Source organism: Chryseobacterium sp. RU37D (assembly GCF_900156075.1).
Lineage (GTDB): Bacteria > Bacteroidota > Bacteroidia > Flavobacteriales > Weeksellaceae > Chryseobacterium.
Map to the genome: position 1 here is coordinate 14,065 of NZ_FTMM01000009.1, position 20,245 is coordinate 34,309.

A 20,245-nucleotide genomic window follows, 5' to 3' on the forward strand; every position below is an offset into this window, starting at 1 on the left:
AATTATCTCGCAGATAAGCAGTTTGTTAGAATTTATTAAGTAATTTTAATTTTATCAAAATATTTGATTCTCTTATTTTCTAAATTGGAATTACTTTAATTATTTTTGCTAAAAAGATAGAAATTCAATGTCCGAAAACATTCAACAAAAAATAGAACAGCTCCGTAAAGAGCTCCATCAGCACAACGAAAATTATTATCTTCATGACACCCCTACGATATCGGATTTCGATTTTGATATGTTGCTTGAGGAACTTCGTGACCTGGAAGCAAAATACCCGGAATTTTATGACGAAAACTCCCCGACCGTGCGTGTTGGAGGGGGCATTACCAAAGTTTTTCCTACGGTTCAGCATAAATTCAGAATGTATTCTCTGGACAATTCCTATGATTTTAATGATCTCGAAGACTGGGAAAAAAGAATCATTAAAACCATTGACGACCCCGTAGAATTTGTTGCTGAATTAAAATACGACGGCGCATCCATTTCCATTTTATATGAAAACGGGAAACTGACTCAGGCGGTGACTCGTGGAGATGGTTTTCAGGGAGACGAAATTACCGGAAATGTACGAACCATTTCGGATATTCCGTTAAAATTAAAAGGAGACTTTCCTGAACACTTTTATATGCGTGGAGAGATTTATTTAACAAGAAAAAATTTCGACAAGATCAATATGCTTCGCGAGGAAGAGGGCCTCGACCCGTTTATGAACCCACGAAATACAGCCAGCGGAAGCTTGAAAATGCAGGACAGCGGTGAAGTGAGAAAACGAGGGCTTTCATCGGTATTATATCAGTTCATTTCAGAAGATATCTCTGTAGAAACGCATTGGGAGTTATTGGAAAACGCAAAATTTTGGGGGTTTAAGACTTCTCAGCAAGCAAAATTGTGCAGAACGTTGGATGAAGTAAAGGAGTTTATCAATTTTTGGGATGTTGAAAGGCATAATTTACCTTTCGAAATAGATGGTATTGTTTTAAAAGTCAATTCTTTACAACAGCAAAAACAGCTTGGATATACAGCAAAATCTCCACGATGGGCGATGGCTTATAAATTTAAAGCTGAAAAAGTTGAGACAGAATTGCAAAGAGTTTCTTATCAGGTTGGAAGAACCGGAGCGATTACTCCCGTTGCAAATTTAAAACCGGTTTTATTAGCCGGAACCATCGTAAAAAGAGCATCTCTGCATAATGAAGATATAATCAAAAAACTGGATTTACATGAACACGATTCCGTTTATGTAGAAAAAGGAGGTGAAATTATCCCGAAAATTGTTGGGGTAAATACAGAAAAAAGAACTGCCGAAAGCAAAGAAATCGAATACATCAAACACTGCCCTGAATGCGGAACTGAATTGGTAAAAATTGAAGATCAGGCGATCCACTTCTGCCCAAATGAGCTTCATTGTCCGCCGCAGGTGGTAGGAAGAATGATTCATTATGTTTCCAGAAAGGCTTTAAATATTGAAAATTTAGGCAGCGAAACCATCGAACAGCTTTACAGGGAAAAACTGATTGAAAATCCTGCCGATTTTTATGCCTTAGCCAAAGAACAGCTTCTCCCATTAGAAAGGATGGCAGAAAAATCTGCACAGAATATCATCTCGGGAATCGAAAAATCCAAAGAAATCCCGTTTGAAAAAGTCCTGTACGGAATCGGAATAAAGCATGTAGGAGAAACGGTTGCGAAAAAATTAGTGAAAAATTTCCCAACCATTGAAGATCTGAAAAACGCAACTGTGGAAGAACTTTGTCAGGTGGAAGACATCGGAATGAAAATAGCGCAGAGCATTGTTGAATTCTTTAATAATTCTGAGAATGTTTTAATGCTTGAAAGATTAAAATCTTACGGTGTCCAGCTTGAAAAAGGAGAAATTACTAACAAAGTTTTGTCAAATGTTCTGGAAGGAAAAACATTCCTCTTCACCGGAAAATTATCCTTATTTACAAGAGAAGCCGCTGAAGAAATGGTAGAAAAGCATGGCGGAAAAAACATTTCAGCCGTTTCCAAAAACCTGAACTATCTTGTGGTAGGCGAAAAAACAGGAAGTAAGCTCAAGAAAGCTCAGGATATCGGCACCATTGATATTCTGGATGAACAGCAGTTTTTAGATTTAATTGAATTTAAATATTAATTACAAGACGGTCTTTTCGGGCAGTCTTTTTTGTAAAATAATCTAAATCATAAGTAACAAAAGTATTTTTATAGTAACTTTATTCTAAGAAGTTAAAATTTTAAAACATGGAATTTTTAAAGGATCATTCTACACAAAATGAATTGCTGCTGATTTTCATTTCGGTAGTTCTCGGGATTCTGATTGGTGCAGAGCGGGAATACCGCAATAAATCAGCTGGCTTGCGTACCTTTATTCTCATTTGTTTCGGATCCTGCCTTTTTACAATTCTATCCATAAAAATAGGGGTTAATGATCCAGATCGCATCGCTGCCAATATTATCACTGGAATAGGTTTCTTAGGTGCTGGGGTTATCTTCAAAGGTGATAATAAAATCAACGGAATCACCACAGCCACAACCATTTGGGCAACGGCATCCATCGGAATGGCAGTAGGCTCAGGATATGTTTATCTTGCTTTTTTGGGTACGCTACTAGTCTTGGTTATTTTAAACTCGCTTACATACTTTGAAAAACTTATTGATAAAGAACATAAAATCCGTGAGTATAAAATTGCTGTGGTCAATTATCACGATATTGCCCACTGTGAGGAGATTTTTAAAAAACATCATTTGAGGTTTCAAATGTCGAAACAACAATATACACAGGGTAATCTGGCCACATCTTGGATTGTTACAGGAAAAAATGCCAATCATCTGGCTTTAATGAAAAGTTTGATGGAGGATAAGAAAATTATAGCTTACCAATTTTAAAACAAAAAATAAAGGAATAACACCTTTATTTTTTCTTGAATACGTAGAGGCTTTTATTCGGTCTGTCGATAGACTCATATTTTCTTTGTAAATTAGGACAAAATTTTGATTATGACAAAAAAGATACTTTTATCTGTATTTCTTTTGCCGGCTATAATGACGTTTGCACAACAATACGGTGGAATGTGGATTCCAACAGAGCTTAATGAAAAGGAAATGAAAGACTTAGGAATAAAAATCTCTGTAAAAGACATTTTCAATTCTCAAAAAGCGAGCATAAAGGATGCTGTAGTACAATTCAATGGGGGGTGTACCGCGGAAATTATTTCGCCAAAAGGTTTGTTATTAACCAATCACCATTGTGGCTACGGACAGATTCAGGCACATTCCACAATACAGAATGACCTATTATCAAACGGTTTCTGGGCAAAAAACCCTCAGGGAGAGCTTCCGAATCCGGGTCTAACTGTAGACTTTATTATTGATATTAAAGAAGTTACTAATCAAATTTTAGACGGTACGGAACATCTTACTGAACCCGAGCTTTCAAAGAAAATAGCCAATAATATTGAGAGTTATAAAAACGCTCAAAAAATAGAACCTTACCAGTCAATTTCCGTAAAATCAATGTATTACGAAAATAAATTCTATGCTTACACCATCGAAACATATAAAGACATCCGATTGGTAGGAGCACCGCCTCAAAGCATCGGGAAATTTGGGTCTGATACGGATAATTGGGTTTGGCCGAGGCATACGGGAGATTTCTCTATGTTCAGGATTTATGCCGATAAAAACAACAAGCCTGCAGAATATTCCAAAGAAAATGTTCCATACGTTCCGAAATATTTCCTTCCTGTTTCCATTAAAGATAAAAATGAGAATGACTTCACTTTTGTTTTTGGATTTCCGGGAAAAACAACGGAATATCTTCCTGCCATTGCCGTGGAAAAAATAACGAAAGATATTGATCCTGCGAGGATTGCAGTAAGAGATATCGCACTGAAAACGTTGGATGAAAAAATGCGTACCGATGATGCAACCCGTATCAAATACGCTTCAAAATACGCTTACGTAGCCAACTACTGGAAAAAATGGATCGGTGAGGTGGAAGGCTTGAAAAAATCTAACGCCGTTGAGAAAAAAGCAATGTATGAAGGTTCATTGAAGGCTAAAAATCATGAAATTAAATCAACACTAGACCAATTAAACAAACTATATAACGACCAGACACCTTTTGCATTAAATAATACCTACTACACGGAAGTAATCAAAAACGCAGAAACACTGAAGCTTGCAAATGATTATTATACTTATATAACCGCCGTGGAAGCCGGAAGAATGGACGAAAAAGGGACTGCAGCTCTAAAGAAAAAGCTGGTTCCTTTCTATAAAGATTACAGCGCAGAGCTAGACGCAAAGGTCACAGCAAAGTTGCTAGCGCTTTATGCTAATAAGACCGCTCCACAATTCTTACCGACAGGTTTTGAAAAATACAAAAACGAAGCCCAGAATATCCAGTATTTTGAAGAAATTTCCAAAAACTCAATCATTACAGGAAGAAGTGAAGTGAATGGCGCGTCAATATCCCAGGATATTGATAAAGCATTTTCTAATCAGGACCAATTAATCAAATCATTGAAAAAAGATCCTGTTTATCAGCTTTTTATATTAATGAGGGATACCTATATGACAAAAGTTGATCCTCAATTTACCTCTTTACAGTCGAAAATTGATGCGCTTCAGAAAACTTATATGGCCCAGCAAATAGCAACAGATAAAGACAAAAAATTCTTCCCGGATGCCAATTCTACCCTTCGTGTAACATACGGAAAAGTAAAAGGTTCTTCACCGAGAGATGCAGTTTCTTATAATTATCAGACGCATCTGGCAGGGGTGATGGAAAAATATATTCCGGGAGATTATGAGTTTGATGTTCCTAAAAAGCTGATTGATCTTTACAATAAAAAAGATTTTGGAATTTACAAAGATAAAACCGGTGATGTTCCCGTAGGATTTACAGCGACAAATCACACCACAGGAGGAAATTCCGGAAGCCCGGCTCTTGATGCAAACGGGAATCTTATCGGGCTGAACTTCGACAGACAATGGGAAGGAACCATGAGCGATATTAATTACGATCCTCGTTTCAGCCGAAATATAATGGTGGATACAAAATATATCCTTTTCATCATTGATAAATACGCTGATTCAAAATGGCTAATTGATGAAATGAAAATTGTGAAATAATTTTAAATCAAAACAATATGGAACCCCGAAAATTTTCTTTCGGGGTTTATTTTTTTATGAGCAATGATTCTCTCGTTTTATTAATTAAAAATAAAAGCGCGAGCGAAGCGAGCGTCAAAGCTGTTAGTATTAGAAACGTTATGCTAAAACTGTCGAAGCATCTCCATACCATTTATTAATGTCCAAAAATATCTTTAAGGCTTACTTCTTTAAATGTTCCCATTTGAAGAACAGCATCCATATTCAGGTTTTCTTTTTTCCCAATAATGGCTGTATTAAATTGAATTGATTTTACGTAATTATTATAAAATTCTTTCAGATCCTCAAACTTCAGACTTTCAATCTGCTTATAAATATCTTTCCTGAAATCGTGATGAATGTTTAATTTTTTCAATCTTAAGGTATTAAAGAAAATATTCGTTCTTGTAATCCTTGTGGAGGCAATCTGTTTCAAAGCTGCATTTCTTGCATTTTCAAACTGGATCGGCACTTCTGGAAGATCGGTCATTAGTTCAGTTATTGTATCAACGGCGATCTGCAATTTATCCGGCTGTGTCCCAATGTAGGTGGTAATATAATCAGGATGATTAAGTTCAGAATTAGCGGCATAAGAAACATAGGCAGAATACGCGAGGCTCTTACTTTCACGGATTTCCTGAAAGACAATCGAAGACAGACCACGGCCGAAATATTCATTAAAAACATTAATTTTCCCAAAGTTTTCAGTGTTAACCAAATGTCCTCTTCCCACTTTGCTCATTTCCATCTGAACCATATCATAATCGGTAAAATACACATTTCCATTAGTTTCTCTTTCCGGATATTCCTTAGGCTCCGGAATCTGACACACTGCATTTTCAATGTATTTCCCGATATATGATGAAAAATTTTCAAAATCTTTTCCATAGAAAAATATCTCATATGGAAATTTGAATAATTTTTTCATTCTATCCGTAAAAATTTCCACCCTACTCGTTTCAAGCTCTTCTTTCGAAATAATATCCGTAAAGCGAGAAAACTCACCCAATTTGGTATAATTGGTTAATGCAGTCATAATCCTTCCCTTATCCCTCTTCATCACTGCACGGTTTTCCAATACGGTATCTACAAACTGGTTATAAATTTCCTGATCCGGTTTCACTTCATACAGCCAGTGTTGAAGCAGCTCAATACTCCTTTCAATATTTTCTTCCAGACCGGTTAAAGATATGGTGAGCTGATCATTGGTGGTTTTAAAATCATTGGTAACCCCGATTTTAAAGAATTCTTTTTTAAGATTTTCCGGTGTAAATTTTTCAGTCCCTAGGTATTGCAAAACCTGAGTGGAAATCCCCAATTCGCGATCGTGATCACTTCCAAAAGGGAAAATGAAATGAACCTGTGCAATGTCATTATATTTATTTTTAACGAAACTTAATTTTTTATCTTTAACGGAGACTGTTTTTATTTTTTTCTGATAATCAATAAATTCCGGTTTTATATCTTCTGTTTTTTCGGCTAAAATTTGTTGCAAAAATTCAGATTGTGCTTCACGGTTAATTTTGACGGGTGTAATTCCAGGATTCTCTACCCTGATCAGCTTGTCATTGACACCTTTTTCCTTATAAATAATCACATAATTATCCTTGAAAAATTCATTCGCGAAAGCTACAACATCTTCTTTTGTAAATGCAGCATATTCATCCATTTCGTTCAGTTCCTGCTCCCAGGTTCTGCCTTTTATGTAGGTATCGTAGAGATTAGTTGCCAATCCGTCCGCTGTTTCCAGTATCTTCATTCTCTGGACTTTAAAGTCATTGATGATGGCCGGAAGCATCCAATCTGGGAACTCACCCCTTTTTACAAGCTCAATTTGTTCCAGAGCCAAATCTTTTGCTTCATCCAGCGTCTGTGTTTCCTTAGGAACGGCAACGATTGAGAAATAGCCATATTCTTTCAATCCCACTGAAAAGGCCTGCCCCCAAAGCAGTTTTTGAGTCTGATTGATATTTAAATCCATCAGCCCGGCCTCTCCTCTGTTGCTCAGGATATTCACAACAACGTCAGCCATCATTGCTTCTTTCGTGCCGTAGCTTTCGGTTCTCCAAGCCAGCTGAACCCTTGAAGTGGTCGGGCTTTTCACTGTTCTTTTTACAATTTCGGTAATCGGTTTTTCAACTACCTGCATTTTTTTCGGCAATTCCCTATACGGAATTGTTCCAAAATATTGATCTACCAGCTGAATTGTTTCTTCAAAATCAAAGTCGCCCACCAGGACCATTGCATAATTGTTAGGAACATAATATTCATCAAAATACTCATGAATAGCCTTCATAGAAGGATTTTTCAGGTGCTCTGCCTTTCCCAGCGTAGTCTGCTGCCCGTTGGGATGGGTAGGGAAAAGGGCGTCCATTAATTCATATTGCACCAGCCTTGTATCATTGTCTTGCGCTCGGTTGAATTCTTCGTAAACCGATTCCAATTCTGTATGAAAAAGCCTTAAAACCAGATCAGAAAAACGTTCTTTTTCAACTTTCAGCCATTTTTCAAGCTCGTTGTTGGGAATATTGTTTTTATAAACCGTTTCATCGAACCACGTGTGGGCGTTTGTCCCCGTAGCACCTAAGGAAGAAATGGCCTTATCATATTCATTGGCGATAGCATACTGGCTGGCTTCCTGAGAAACTTCGTCTATTTTTCTATAAATTTTTTTCTTTTTTTCTGGATCATTTTCGGTTTTATGTTTTTCGTATAAATCAGAAATCTGATTTAATAATTCCCTTTCTTTCTCCCAATCCTGAGTCCCGATTTTTGAGGTTCCTTTAAACATCATATGCTCAAGATAATGCGCCAAACCTGTATTGTCAGCCGGATCATTATTGCTTCCTGTTCTCACCGGAATATAAGTCTGAATCCTCGGAGCGTCAAAATTCTGAGCAAGAAAAACCCTTAAGCCGTTTTTCAAAGTATAAATTCTTACCTTATTTTCGTCGTGAGAAATAGTGATGTATTCGTAATTGCTTTTATCTGTATGAATTGTTTCGCTGTATCTTTTTACCATCATAAATAACTTATTTTCATTCTAAAAACAGAATGCATTACAAATGTAAGGAATCGAAAGAAAATCTTTCCATTTTAAATTTATTTAAATCTATTCAAGTACTAGATCCTGGCAGGACATTATCCTGCAATCTGAGATATTTTGAAATTAAATTTTAAAATGTATATTAGCAGAAAGCATGATGAAACAATGTTCTATCATATCTTTTTTACATCCTAAAAATCAATTATTTTCATATAAAATTTTAAATTTTTTACAACTATTTTTATCATTAATAAAATATATTTAATATCAAAAAAAACATAATCTCAACCTTCCTGAACCTTCATACCGGAGAAGTAAACTCCGCAATTGTTCTTGAAAATGTTACCCGCAGTGTTTCTTTCCGGGGAGTTAATCTCTGAATCCTCTCATGAGCAGATTCCAAGACCTGTCTCTGTGGAAAATGTATCGCTTCTCTTTAATTTATCTAGGCGGGATAGAGTATTTTGATTAATTAAATATTTCATATAAATAACAAAAATGGCAATTGAAATCAGGTAATTTATTTTAAAAGTTTTTTTAATTTTCTTGAACCTAAACAAATTAAGTCTATTCTCTTTTTAAGTAGATTCTAAAAATTTAAGCCATATAAAGCAAAACTTCCGCTAATTGCGGAAGTTTCTATCAAAACCAATAACCTCCCACTATAAAAAAGGAGTATGCTGAACGGCTAACCGTATGCCTGTGACAACAGATAAATTGCAAGATATACAACAGCAGATAAAACAGATAAACAAAGCGCAAGTAGAAGCGCAATTTTCAAAAGTCTCATTTGTGTTTGAATTAATTTTCAGCAAACATACTATATTTTTTCAAAATAACAAAAAGCCATTGATAATGAAATATTTACGCTTAGAAATTAATTTAATTATATTTTTTAAAATGTAGAATTATTTTAATATTTAATGAATTATTATTTACGTAAAAAACAGAAAAACTCCCGGTATTACTGGAAGTTTTTTATTTTAATTTTTTTTTTTGAAAAATATTCTACTGTTGATTATTCTTTATGATTCAATAAAAAAACTATCTTATTTTTATCGGTTCAAAAAAACTTAACAGGTTTTAAAGCCTGTTAGGTTGTGATTTATTCACTCAACAAATTCCTTAAAAGTTATAAAAGGGTTTATTAATTATACTTGATAAAATTAATGCGCTTCCAGCCAGTTATTCCCTACTCCAACTTCTACCAGTAAAGGAACCTGCGTTTCAATGGCGCTTTCCATTTCCATTTTGATGATATTGGTAGCCACTTCAATTTCATCGATTGGAGCTTCAAAAACCAATTCGTCATGAACCTGCAGCAGCATTTTTGTCTGCAGTTTTTCTTTTTCCAACTCTTTCTGGATCTTGATCATCGCAATTTTCACTACATCCGCTGCACTTCCCTGAACCGGTGCATTCACAGCATTTCTTTCTGCATGGCCGCGAACTACAAAATTATTGGAATTAATATCCTTCAAATGTCGTTTTCTTCCTAGAAGCGTTTCTACATAACCTTGCTGGCGAGCCTTATTTACCTGCTCCGCCATGTATTCTTTCAGCTTAGGATAGGTTTCAAAATAAGCTTCGATCATCTGCTTGGCTTCCGTTCTGGATAAGCCGGTCTGCTCAGCTAGTGCAAAAGCGCCCTGCCCGTAAATAATCCCGAAGTTTACTGTTTTCGCCTGGCTTCTCTGGACTTTTGAGACTTCTTCCAGCGGAATTTTAAACAATTTTGCAGCTGTAGAAGCGTGGATATCTTCACCGTCCTGGAAAGCCTTGATCATGTTATCTTCACCGGAAATTTCAGCGATAAGACGAAGCTCGATCTGCGAATAATCAGCAGAAATGATCTTTTTTCTCTCACCTGAAACAAACGCACCACGAATTTGCTGCCCTCTCAATGTCCGGATCGGAATATTCTGCAGATTCGGGTTTACACTTGCCAGACGACCTGTTGCAGCCGTTGTCTGCGAAAAATTGGTATGAACACGGTTATCAAATTTATCAATCTGCGACGGCAAAGCATCTACATATGTTGATTTCAGCTTCTGATATGTTCTGTATTCCAGAATATGCTTGATGATCTCATGCTTAGAAGCAAGCTTTTGAAGAATATCTTCCGAGGTCGCGTACTGTCCGGTTTTTGTCTTTTTGGCTTTTGGGTCGAGCTGCATTTTTTCAAACAAAATTTCCCCTAACTGCCTCGGTGAGTTCATATTAAATTCATCTCCGGAAAGCTCAAAAATTTTTGATTCCAGTTGTTTTAAATCATTCTCCAGATCAACACTCTCCTGAGCCAGCCATTTTTCGTCCAGGGAAATTCCAGCAAGCTCCATTTTAGCCAAAACTTCCATTAAAGGCATTTCAATACTGAAGAATAAATCTTCTAAATTTTCTTTTTTTAACTGAGGTGCAAACAGCTCATACAGCTGGAAAGTGACGTCTGCATCCTCCGCCGCGTAATCTGTCTGTGTCCTTAAATCGGCATCCCTGAAATTACCCTGATTTTTCCCTTTTTTACCGATTATGGTTTCAATGGAAACAGGTTTATAATTAAGATAAACTTCTGAAAGATAATCCATTCCGTGTCTGCCATCCGGATTTAAAAGGTAATGGGCAATCATGGTATCGAACATGGCTCCTTTTACCGTAATTCCGTATTGTTTCAGGATTTTATAATCGAATTTTAAATTATGGGCTACTTTTACTAGATCTTCTTTCTCAAAAAATGGCCTGAAAATTTCCAATGTCTGAAGTACTTCACCTCTATCTTCAGAAAGAGGTATGTAGTAAGCGAGGCCTTTTTTATAAGAAAAACTCATTCCCACCAATTCGGCTTCCAGCTCATTAAGAGAGGTAGTTTCGGTATCGAAGCATACTACTTTCTGCTGTAGCAAGTTATCTACCAATATTTTATGAGCCTTCGGATTGGCTACAAAATGATACAGATGATCGTTCTGTTCTATGGTTGATTTTGTGGAAGTGGCCTGATCTAGCTCTTCATAGGTTGCGAAAAGATCAAGCTGGCCGACTGCCTGTGCGACTTTTTGCTGCGGTGTGGTTTCTGTAACGGTCACCTCAATTTCTGTAATGGCCGTAGTAACCACTGCCGAAGCAAAAGCTCTGTAAAGATTTTCATACAGTCTTCTGAACTCTATCTCATCAAAAACTTCTTTTACTTTCTCAAAATCAGGTGTTTCAAGATCATATTGCTCCTGATGAAATTCAATGGGAGCATCGCAGATGATGGTTGCTAATTTTTTAGATAAAATCCCCCGTTCTGCAGAGGCTTCTACTTTTTCTTTAAGCTTTCCTTTTAGCTGATCTGTATTGGCCAGCAGGTTTTCAATGCTTCCGAATTCTTTCAGGAATTTCATGGCTGTTTTTTCACCAACCCCTTCCAGCCCGGGAATATTGTCAACAGCATCCCCCATCATCGCCAGAAAATCGATCACCTGCTTCGGATCTTCAATTTCATATTTGGCTTTTACTTCTTCAACGCCTAAAATTTCTATGTCCCCTCCTTTTAGACCTGGCTTATAAATCTTGATCTTATCGGTAACCAGTTGCGCAAAATCTTTGTCAGGTGTCACCATAAAGGTTGTATAGCCTTCTTTTTCAGCTTTACAGGCAATGGTTCCGATCACATCATCCGCTTCATAACCTTCAACACCCAAAATAGGGATGTGCATTGCTTCCAAAATCCTATGTATATATGGAATGGCAATTTTAATGGCTTCAGGGGTTTCACTTCTGTTTGCCTTATAATCAGAGAAATCACCTGTTCTCACACTGGCCTCCCCAACATCGAAAACCACCGCCAGGTGTGTTGGCTTTTCTCTTCTGATCAGTTCTATCAGAGAGTTGGTAAATCCAAAAATCGCCGAAGTGTCCAATCCTCTGCTGGTAAGCCGCGGATTCCTGATCAATGCATAATATCCCCTGAAAATCATCGCATAAGCGTCGATGAGAAATAGCCTTTTATCTTGTGTTGTGCCCATATTTTCCATAAAGAACAAATATAAGAAATACAATCTTTTCTTTTGCCTTAAAACATAAGAAACCAATCTCAAGTTTTGACTTTGCAAACATAGGAGACAGCCTCTGGCGAAAATTCAAAATATTTTTGACAGAATGGTATAATAAATAATCTAAGGCTGAATACTTAAATCGTCAGCTTTTTATTTTACGGAATTGGCACACGGTCTCATTTTCCCAGTCGCGATTGAAGCATTTGTTTGAGTTCATTTTCTTGGTTTTGGTGCGGGGTGGGCCTTCGGCCCACCCCGCACCAAAACCAAGAAAATAGCGAGTGCGGAAAGCGTGAAATAGTTCCGAAAAAAGGCCTCTTTACAGGGCTTTCATTTGTATTAAATATTTTAATCTAATTCTGCTTTTGAGAATAGATCCTGAATTAACATTTCGTCTTCGCAGGCTTTTTTAAAATCTGTAATAAATTCTTTGAGAACTTCCGGGTTTGACGAATAGGCACAGAACATATCTGCTTCAGGATCAAACTTGATGTCATCAGACATGGCGGGTTTCTTCTCACTGATGAAAACTTTTGCCAAAGATGACCAATCATACCCGTTTCCTTCAAAGCCTTCGTCTTTTCTCCATTCGAAAATTTCCGGTTTGTAAGTTCCTGCATTTAAACATACTGAATACGTTTTTTCTGAGGCTACCCAAAAAAAGGGTTTAATCGTTGTTTCAAAGTTGTACGCTTCCATACTTTAGTAATTTTATTTCCTTATTAAAGATAATAAAATTCTGTTTTGGGAGATTTTTTATAACATTAATTAACTTTTTCAAATTAATTTTAACTGATGAAATTTTTAAATCCAATTTCCAGAATCTGAAATAATTTCAGAAAAATCTCCCACTGGGTATAGTTTTCCTCAATATCAAATCCTACACTATAGAATGAGTAACTTTTTCTTTTTAAAGTCTAATGTACAACGGGTTTATAATTAATAAATAATTTAATAAAAAAACAGCACGCAAAAAGATTGTATGCTGTTTTATTAAAAAAATTTAAAAATCTATTTCTGTTTAATGAAATTCAGATATTTTTCCGGACAATCAAAATGCTGATAAGCATTCATAGAATTACCCATATTTTGGATCAACATTTTATCTCCAGTGATTTGTGCACCGATTTCGCCCATCAAAACAGTCCCGTCACTTCCTATAGAAGCATTTCCAGAGGCAATTACTTTGGCTTTATCAAATATTTTGAATTTAGGCTGATCATTTTCAGATTTAATCTCAATAGAGAACCTTCCTGGTTCACAAGGACTTGTACCAACATATTTACCTTCAAATGAGCTCTTTGCAACATTAGCAGAGTCTGCTTTTGCTGATTCTTTATCAGAAGATTTTGTTGTCACCGAATCTGAATTCTTTGCTGAATCTGTATCAGCATTCATAGACTGAGAAACAGAAAATGAATCTGAAGATTTTGTTTCCGGACGTGTTTCATTTTTTTTACAGGAAATTACGGAGAGACTGGCAACAAGACAAAGATTGATAATATTTTTTCTAATCATAAATTTTATTTACAGTTATTGAATCGCAACAATATAAATGCCAAAATTTTAAATTTAAAATAGACTTGCCAACTTTAAAAATAAATAAAAATATATGATATTTAAATCACTATTATTATTTTCAACAAAAAATAAATTATACATTCAAATCACAATATTTTAAGTTTGATTTAATTAATATTTTTAAAGAATAAAAAACTTTTATAACCTTATCCATTTTATATTTCTCAACTTTATCAACCTGGCCATTCGATGAATAATTGCATTCGTTATATTTAAGGCCGTTGACGTAATTTCTGTCTTCGGTAATATTTTTGTTGTAGTCGATTGAATACTTTTTTCAATCCAATAGTCATTTTTATATGATTATTGGTTTTTTATTTCAACAAAAGAACGATTGACAAATATATCAACCGCCTTACGGAAAAACTTGGGTTGAAAACAAAACTACACCTCATCTGCTTCTGTGTAGAGAAGGATACTATAATTCTAGCATATAAAGCCGAGTTAACACAATATTAATACAAATTAAACATTCTATTTTCAACTCTTTATCAAAAAATATTTTACCACTAATTTGCTAATATTCAATTTTTTTAACTAAATTTGCACACCTAAAATTTAAAATTAAAAAAGGAAATGACAAAGGCAGAATTGGTAAACACCATCTCAAATAAGTTGGGAACAGAAAAGAATGAGACACAGAAAGTTGTAGAAGCTTTTATGCAAGAAATCAGAACTTCTATGTATAATGGGGATAACGTTTATCTTAGAGGTTTTGGATCTTTTATCATTAAAACAAGAGCAGCGAAAACGGGAAGAAACATTTCTAAGAACACTGCCATTGAAATCCCTGCACACAACATTCCTGCTTTCAAACCATCAAAATCTTTTGTGGAGAAAGTAAAAACGAAAGTTACCGTAAAATAAGACATTAACTGAATATTAACTAGTTACTAAAAAATTATAATTATGCCAAGCGGAAAGAAAAGAAAAAGACACAAGGTTGCAACACACAAAAGAAAGAAAAGAAGAAGAGCGAACAGACACAAGAAAAAATAATCTCTTTTTTCGAGATCTACAATATAATAATATAGTTGGTGATTTTAAATTTTAAAGGTTCACCGACTATATTTTATTTTAAATCTATAAGATTACGCAGGAATATACATTGGTATTTATTTTTTTAACAAAAAGTGTTATTCTTTAAAAAGTATTTATTAACTTAAAAAAATTATCCCCACCATAGCTATGACATTCCCCAAAAATCTTAAAAATTTTTATCTAACAACAAAATGAAGAAAGAACTAATAGTTTCGCATGAAGATGATCTTACAAAGATTGCACTGCTGGAAGATGGAAGACTATGTGAACTTCATGAGCAAGAGGACAAAAGCGATTTTATAGTTGGAGATTTGTTTATCGGAAAAGTAAAAAAGCTGGCTCCCAATCTTAATGCCGCATTCGTAAATATCGGATATGGAAAGGATGCTTTCCTGCATTATCAAGACTTAGGCCCACAGTATCTTACCTATAGAAAATTTCTAAAAGATACTATTTCTAAAAAACAAAGCACTTCAAGCTTAAAAAATTTTGAGATACAGCCCGAAATAGATAAAAGCGGAACCGTAGACAAAGTAATCGCAAAAGATGACCTTGTTCTACTACAGATCACCAAAGAACCCATCTCTACAAAGGGACCGAGAATATCTACCCAGATTTCTCTTACCGGACGTTTTTTAGTCTTAATCCCTTTCGACAATAAAGTTTCTATTTCCAAAAAAGTGAAAAGCAATGAGGAAAAAGAAAGATTGAGAACCCTGATCGAAAGCATCAAACCTGAAGGTTTCGGGGTCATCATCAGAACCGTAGCAGAAGGGAAAAAAGTAGCCGACCTGCACAATGATATGAATCAGCTGATTCAGAAATGGGAAAGCACTTTTAAAAATATACAGAAAAATAAAGTTCCGTTCAGAGTTTTAAGCGAGGATGACAAAGCTTCAGCTATTTTAAGGGATAACTTCAACCAGGACTTCGTAAGCATCACCTGTGACGACGAACAAATGGTGAATGAAATGAAGAACTATCTGGAAGTGATAGCTCCCGAAAGAAAAAACATTGTCCATTTTTACAACTCGCATATTCCTCTTCTGGAATATTATAATGTTGAAAAACAACTCAAACAGAGCTTTGGAAAACACGTCAACATTCCGAGCTCAAAAGGCGCCTACCTCGTTATAGAGCACACCGAAGCACTGCATGTAGTCGACGTAAACTCCGGAAATAATATCACAACCGGAACCGCTGTCAATAAAGAACACGCACTGAAAGTGAACAAAATGGCAGCCACCGAGATCGCAAGACAATTGCGTCTCCGTGATATGGGTGGAATCATTGTGATCGATTTTATAGACATGCCAAACCCTGAACACAGAAAAGATCTGTATGAACATCTGAAGGAAGAAATGAAACGCGACAAAGCAAGACACAAGATTCTTCCACCGAGCAAGTTCGGATTGATACAAATCACCAGACAAAGGAACCGCCCGGAAAAACAGATAGACACCAAAGAAGAAAACCCGAATAAAGACGGAGAAATCGTCGCTCCGATCGTGATCGTAGAAAGAATGGGTGAAACCCTGAGAACCATCATGCAAAAGGAAAAAGGAAAGCTTTACCTGCATGTACATCCGTTTGTAGAAGCTTACCTTACCAAGGGCATCAACAGCTTCCAGATGAAATGGTTCATGAAATACAAAAAATGGGTAACCGTTATCCCAAGGGACTCTTTTAAATACTTAGAATACAGAATTTATAATTCGAAAAAAGAAGAATTGATCGGATATTCTAATTGATACGAAATTTTAAAAAAGGCTGCCTCATGTTTGAGATAGCCTTTTTATATTTTATTAAGATTTTAAAGCTTTAATTTCTTCTTTTAAAGATTCAATTTCTTTTTTTAGTATATTGATATATTCCTGCTGATTTTCAAGTATAAATTCCGGGATATTGTAGAAATAATTATTACTTGCCGAATAATTACCGGAATGATTGTCATAATTATTTATTTGATGCATTAAAGATTCGTCCTCCTTAATTTCTTCTACAGTCGTCCCTAAAGCTTTTGCCATACGTTCCCATTCTTCATCTGAGATTTTGATTTCTCCCTTTTCTCTTCTTTGATATTGTGATTGAGTCATATGTAATATTTAGCCATGTCTTGTTGAGTGTACTTTGCCTTTCGAACTTTAATCAATTTTTGTTTTATCATTATGTTTCTTTTGTGCTGATACAAATATAATATTAATGTGCTGAAATTCACATAAAATTCACATAAAAAACTTATGTTTAATTCAAAGCTGTTTGATATTTTTGGTTTGTCAATAGTGGCATAGAACTAAAATTCGAATTATGGAAAAAAAGAAAAAAAGTTTAGAAAAGCTAAAGAAATTCCAATTAAACAATGAAAAAAATAAAACTGTATTAGCTGGATCTGGTGGATATGTAGCTCCATCGTGGGCGCCAACAACTCAAACATGTACAGGCAATTGTCATCTTGATATTTATCCAGATGGAACTTCTACATCAAGTGGAGATAATATTAGTCTTGATTGGGATTAAAATTATTATGAACATTAATTCATTAAAGAGGAACACAATGTGCTTCCTCTCTTTTACTTTTTTGTTAATCAATATATTTTCATTTGGACAAGTAATAAATGATAGTAAGGCAGATAAGACTATTAGACTATATGAAATAATAACTGATAGCAGTATTTCAGAAAATAAAATTCTGAGATTAGAAATATTTGGAAATTCAAAAATGTTAATGACCACACAAACTGCTATTTCGTATGATTATTGCAAATCTATAGATGAATGTGAAAGAAGTTTTGAAAAATTAGAAAATGGTAAAGTTATTCAAATACATGATGAGATTACAGGCTTAATTACTAAAAGTGATCTGACATGGATACATCCACCAAGATTTGAGAGTTTTAGAATCCTAGAATTAAATGCTTTCCCATATTATAAGAAAAATTCTAAAACGTGGATAAAGTCAATCACTTTTGGAAGTGAATGGGGAAATGAAAAATGGGTAACATGGGAGGGTTTTAAGACCTCTACAAGTAATTATACCAAATCAGAAACTCCTGTAGAATTTATATTAGGAGATAAAAAAATTGAATGTATAGAAATTCAAGCAACTACAACTATTCCGAATATAGGAAAAACAAATTCTGTTTTCCACTATAATGAAAAGTATGGTTTTGTACGTATGATTTTTACTACTATCAATGATAAAAATATCGAATTTAAATTAATCAAAACATTGAATGATTCTGATTCTAACTGAAAAATTCGACCATCCAGCACAAAATGTTATTAAAGAACTAGAAAAGGAAACTGCAAATTTTAAAGTTATTTACGGTATTGATCTTCTGGAAAAGCCTTTGTTAATAGATGTGAAAAATAAAATTATTAAATTAGGAGATGAAAAATTTGAAGATATTAATATTACTTGGTCAAGACGATGGCTAAATATTAATTTTGAATTTTCTACAAACCCTGATGAACAAATATATTTAAAAAAAGAATTTGAAACATTATCATCATATTTCATGATAAATTTACCCACTAAAAAGTGGTTAAATATTCCAAAATATATTAATCCATATCCTTCTAAGGCACATCAATTAAAAAAAGCATTTGAGTATGGTTTGAAAATACCCGATACTCAAATCATTAATAATAATATCTTTCTTAATAATTTTTATTTTGCTCAAAAAGAAAAAATTATAACAAAAAACATATGTGATTCATACGTCTTTAAAGTCGAAAAAGATTTGTATTCAACTTATACAACTATCGTCAGAAAAGAAGATATTGACAATCAAAATGAATTGTTTTTCCCTTCATTATTTCAAGAAAATATTGAAAAGAATATTGAGATAAGAATATTCTATTTTTTAAAAAAATTTTACAGCTATGCAATCTTTTCAACAAATAACTATAACACCAATACGGATTACAGGGTTTATGATTTTAAAAACCCTGATAGAATTATGAAGTATGAGTTACCAAATGATATAAAATTAAAATTAATTGGTTTTATGGAATGTTTAAATTTAGACACTGGATCAATTGATTTAATTAAAGATTCTAATGGAGAATTCTACTTTCTAGAAGTTAATCCACAAGGACAATTTGGAGGAATGGCTGATTATGGATTAAATATTGAATCAGATATAGCAAAATATTTAATAAAAAATGATTATGAAGATTGATAGTTCCATAGTTTTGAAGAAAGCAAAAAAAATTCCTGTTAATAACTTAAAAGCAATTACAAAAAATAATAAAAAAATTTTTGTAGGAACTTACCATAAACCCGTATTGAAAATTATTTAGGAAATGTACTTTAAATTATTTACAAATTGTAAAATAGTAAAGGGTAATGTTAAATCAATAATCATAGATACTCAAAGAAATTTTTATCATGACATTCCCAATAGTTTATATACAATAATCAAAGATTTAGAATGTAAATCAATTAATGAGGTAAAAAATGAAATTGAAGATGCAAGTATTTCTATTTTTGATTCTTATTTAGAATTTTTAGTGGAAAATGACTTTGGGTTTATTACTGATAAAGCAAATCAATTTTTATACGTTGAGCAAAATAAGATTAATAAACCTTCAAACAATTTTATAATTGAGTTCTCTTCTAAAATAAGTAAAAATATAATTTATCAACTAAAAGATTTAAACATTGATGCTTTACATATTAACTTTTATGAAGAAATAGATATAAATGAATTGAATGATATACTTAATCAGATTATTAATATAACATCAATCTCATTTGTGTCTATTTTATCACTATATAATAAAGAATTAAATGAAAATACTTGGTTAAATCTTGGAGTAAATTATCCAATTTTAGGACAAATATTTATAAGTTCATCGCCCATTGAGAAAACAATTAATTCTGAATCATTAATTTTAATTTACTCTAAAGAAAATATTTCTTTTAAAAATTGTGGAATTGTAACCCCTAAGTATTTCTCGTTTAATACTTATATGTATAATGAATCTTTTTGCTTTAATTCTTGCCTTGGTGGTAAAATATCAATAGACATTAATGGCAACATCAAAAACTGCCCATCCATGCCACAAAGTTTTGGAAACATTAAAGATACAAGTTTGGAAGAAGCACTAAATCATAAAGAATTTAAAAAATACTGGAACCTTACAAAAGATTCAGTAGAAGTTTGTAAAGACTGTGAATTCCGCTATATATGTACAGACTGTAGAGCCTATACGGAACAAACTCATACAAATGATCAAGGACTTGATATTTCAAAACCTCTAAAGTGTGGTTATAATCCCTACACCGGAGAATGGCAGGAATGGAGCACAAATCCACTGAAGCAAAAAGCAATGAAATATTATAGGTTCGATAAATAATAATTAAGAATAAGTATTTATT

The 20,245-nt window shown here is 34.0% G+C and carries 14 protein-coding genes; 9 read left to right on the top strand and 5 right to left on the bottom strand.

Going from position 1 to position 20,245, the window contains the following annotated elements; all coding sequences use genetic code 11:
• Positions 1 to 127: 127 nt before the first annotated feature.
• From ligA to BW926_RS06035, 3 genes are all read left to right on the top strand, one after another.
• Positions 128 to 2,137, top strand: coding sequence for an NAD-dependent DNA ligase LigA (gene ligA / locus BW926_RS06025; RefSeq protein ID WP_076445168.1), 2,010 nt, complete (start codon positions 128 to 130; stop codon positions 2,135 to 2,137).
• A 107-nt stretch (positions 2,138 to 2,244) separates the two neighbouring features.
• Positions 2,245 to 2,889 (top strand): MgtC/SapB family protein, encoded by a 645-nt coding sequence (locus BW926_RS06030; protein WP_076445170.1) that lies wholly within the window; start codon positions 2,245 to 2,247, stop codon positions 2,887 to 2,889.
• Positions 2,890 to 3,000: 111 nt separating this feature from the next.
• The gene (locus BW926_RS06035; protein WP_083672275.1) at positions 3,001 to 5,139 is read left to right on the top strand and encodes a S46 family peptidase; all 2,139 of its coding nucleotides are present in this window, start codon (positions 3,001 to 3,003) and stop codon (positions 5,137 to 5,139) included.
• A 175-nt stretch (positions 5,140 to 5,314) separates the two neighbouring features.
• Here the strand turns inward: BW926_RS06035 and BW926_RS06040 are convergent, their stop codons facing one another.
• The 4 genes from BW926_RS06040 to BW926_RS06060 all read right to left on the bottom strand — a co-directional run bounded on the left by BW926_RS06040 (position 5,315) and on the right by BW926_RS06060 (position 13,755).
• On the bottom strand, positions 5,315 to 8,182 hold the full coding sequence (locus BW926_RS06040) for a M16 family metallopeptidase (RefSeq protein WP_076445172.1): 2,868 nt from the start codon (positions 8,180 to 8,182) through the stop codon (positions 5,315 to 5,317).
• A gap of 1,187 nt (positions 8,183 to 9,369) precedes the next feature.
• A complete protein-coding gene (polA, locus tag BW926_RS06050) occupies positions 9,370 to 12,207 on the bottom strand; it encodes a DNA polymerase I (RefSeq protein ID WP_076445325.1) in 2,838 nt (945 codons plus the stop codon).
• Positions 12,208 to 12,585: 378 nt separating this feature from the next.
• Complete coding sequence (locus BW926_RS06055) at positions 12,586 to 12,936, bottom strand: immunity 51 family protein (protein ID WP_076445177.1); 351 nt, start codon at positions 12,934 to 12,936, stop codon at positions 12,586 to 12,588.
• A gap of 312 nt (positions 12,937 to 13,248) precedes the next feature.
• Positions 13,249 to 13,755 (bottom strand): hypothetical protein, encoded by a 507-nt coding sequence (locus BW926_RS06060; protein ID WP_076445179.1) that lies wholly within the window; start codon positions 13,753 to 13,755, stop codon positions 13,249 to 13,251.
• A 639-nt stretch (positions 13,756 to 14,394) separates the two neighbouring features.
• On the opposite strand from BW926_RS06060, the gene BW926_RS06070 reads away from it, so the two are divergent.
• Both BW926_RS06070 and BW926_RS06075 read left to right on the top strand, forming a co-directional pair.
• Positions 14,395 to 14,685, top strand: coding sequence for an HU family DNA-binding protein (locus BW926_RS06070; protein ID WP_027388329.1), 291 nt, complete (start codon positions 14,395 to 14,397; stop codon positions 14,683 to 14,685).
• Positions 14,686 to 15,050: 365 nt separating this feature from the next.
• Positions 15,051 to 16,610, top strand: coding sequence for an Rne/Rng family ribonuclease (locus tag BW926_RS06075; RefSeq protein WP_076445180.1), 1,560 nt, complete (start codon positions 15,051 to 15,053; stop codon positions 16,608 to 16,610).
• Positions 16,611 to 16,664: 54 nt separating this feature from the next.
• Here the strand turns inward: BW926_RS06075 and BW926_RS06080 are convergent, their stop codons facing one another.
• On the bottom strand, positions 16,665 to 16,955 hold the full coding sequence (locus BW926_RS06080) for a helix-turn-helix domain-containing protein (protein WP_228403408.1): 291 nt from the start codon (positions 16,953 to 16,955) through the stop codon (positions 16,665 to 16,667).
• Positions 16,956 to 17,166: 211 nt separating this feature from the next.
• Between BW926_RS06080 and BW926_RS06085 the strand changes: the two genes are divergently transcribed.
• From BW926_RS06085 to gwsS, 4 genes are all read left to right on the top strand, one after another.
• Positions 17,167 to 17,376: a hypothetical protein gene (locus BW926_RS06085; protein WP_076445181.1), complete on the top strand. Its 210-nt coding sequence runs from the start codon at positions 17,167 to 17,169 to the stop codon at positions 17,374 to 17,376.
• A gap of 7 nt (positions 17,377 to 17,383) precedes the next feature.
• Positions 17,384 to 18,112 carry a hypothetical protein gene (locus tag BW926_RS06090; protein WP_143756506.1) on the top strand — a complete coding sequence of 243 codons (729 nt, stop codon included), beginning with the start codon at positions 17,384 to 17,386 and terminating at the stop codon, positions 18,110 to 18,112.
• On the top strand, positions 18,093 to 19,043 hold the full coding sequence (locus tag BW926_RS06095) for an ATP-grasp domain-containing protein (RefSeq protein ID WP_076445186.1): 951 nt from the start codon (positions 18,093 to 18,095) through the stop codon (positions 19,041 to 19,043). Before BW926_RS06090 ends, BW926_RS06095 begins: the two co-directional genes overlap by 20 nt.
• A gap of 124 nt (positions 19,044 to 19,167) precedes the next feature.
• Complete coding sequence (gene gwsS, locus BW926_RS06100; protein ID WP_076445188.1) at positions 19,168 to 20,223, top strand: grasp-with-spasm system SPASM domain peptide maturase; 1,056 nt, start codon at positions 19,168 to 19,170, stop codon at positions 20,221 to 20,223.
• The last annotated feature ends 22 nt before the right edge of the window (positions 20,224 to 20,245 follow it).

Coding starts and splice junctions, on each gene's coding strand:
- ligA (WP_076445168.1), top strand. CDS start 128: ATGTCCGAAAACATTCAACAAAAAATAGAACAGCTCCGTAAAGAGCTC.
- BW926_RS06030 (WP_076445170.1), top strand. CDS start 2,245: ATGGAATTTTTAAAGGATCATTCTACACAAAATGAATTGCTGCTGATT.
- BW926_RS06035 (WP_083672275.1), top strand. CDS start 3,001: ATGACAAAAAAGATACTTTTATCTGTATTTCTTTTGCCGGCTATAATG.
- BW926_RS06040 (WP_076445172.1), bottom strand. CDS start 8,182: ATGATGGTAAAAAGATACAGCGAAACAATTCATACAGATAAAAGCAAT.
- polA (WP_076445325.1), bottom strand. CDS start 12,207: ATGGGCACAACACAAGATAAAAGGCTATTTCTCATCGACGCTTATGCG.
- BW926_RS06055 (WP_076445177.1), bottom strand. CDS start 12,936: ATGGAAGCGTACAACTTTGAAACAACGATTAAACCCTTTTTTTGGGTA.
- BW926_RS06060 (WP_076445179.1), bottom strand. CDS start 13,755: ATGATTAGAAAAAATATTATCAATCTTTGTCTTGTTGCCAGTCTCTCC.
- BW926_RS06070 (WP_027388329.1), top strand. CDS start 14,395: ATGACAAAGGCAGAATTGGTAAACACCATCTCAAATAAGTTGGGAACA.
- BW926_RS06075 (WP_076445180.1), top strand. CDS start 15,051: ATGAAGAAAGAACTAATAGTTTCGCATGAAGATGATCTTACAAAGATT.
- BW926_RS06080 (WP_228403408.1), bottom strand. CDS start 16,955: ATGACTCAATCACAATATCAAAGAAGAGAAAAGGGAGAAATCAAAATC.
- BW926_RS06085 (WP_076445181.1), top strand. CDS start 17,167: ATGGAAAAAAAGAAAAAAAGTTTAGAAAAGCTAAAGAAATTCCAATTA.
- BW926_RS06090 (WP_143756506.1), top strand. CDS start 17,384: ATGAACATTAATTCATTAAAGAGGAACACAATGTGCTTCCTCTCTTTT.
- BW926_RS06095 (WP_076445186.1), top strand. CDS start 18,093: ATGATTCTGATTCTAACTGAAAAATTCGACCATCCAGCACAAAATGTT.
- gwsS (WP_076445188.1), top strand. CDS start 19,168: ATGTACTTTAAATTATTTACAAATTGTAAAATAGTAAAGGGTAATGTT.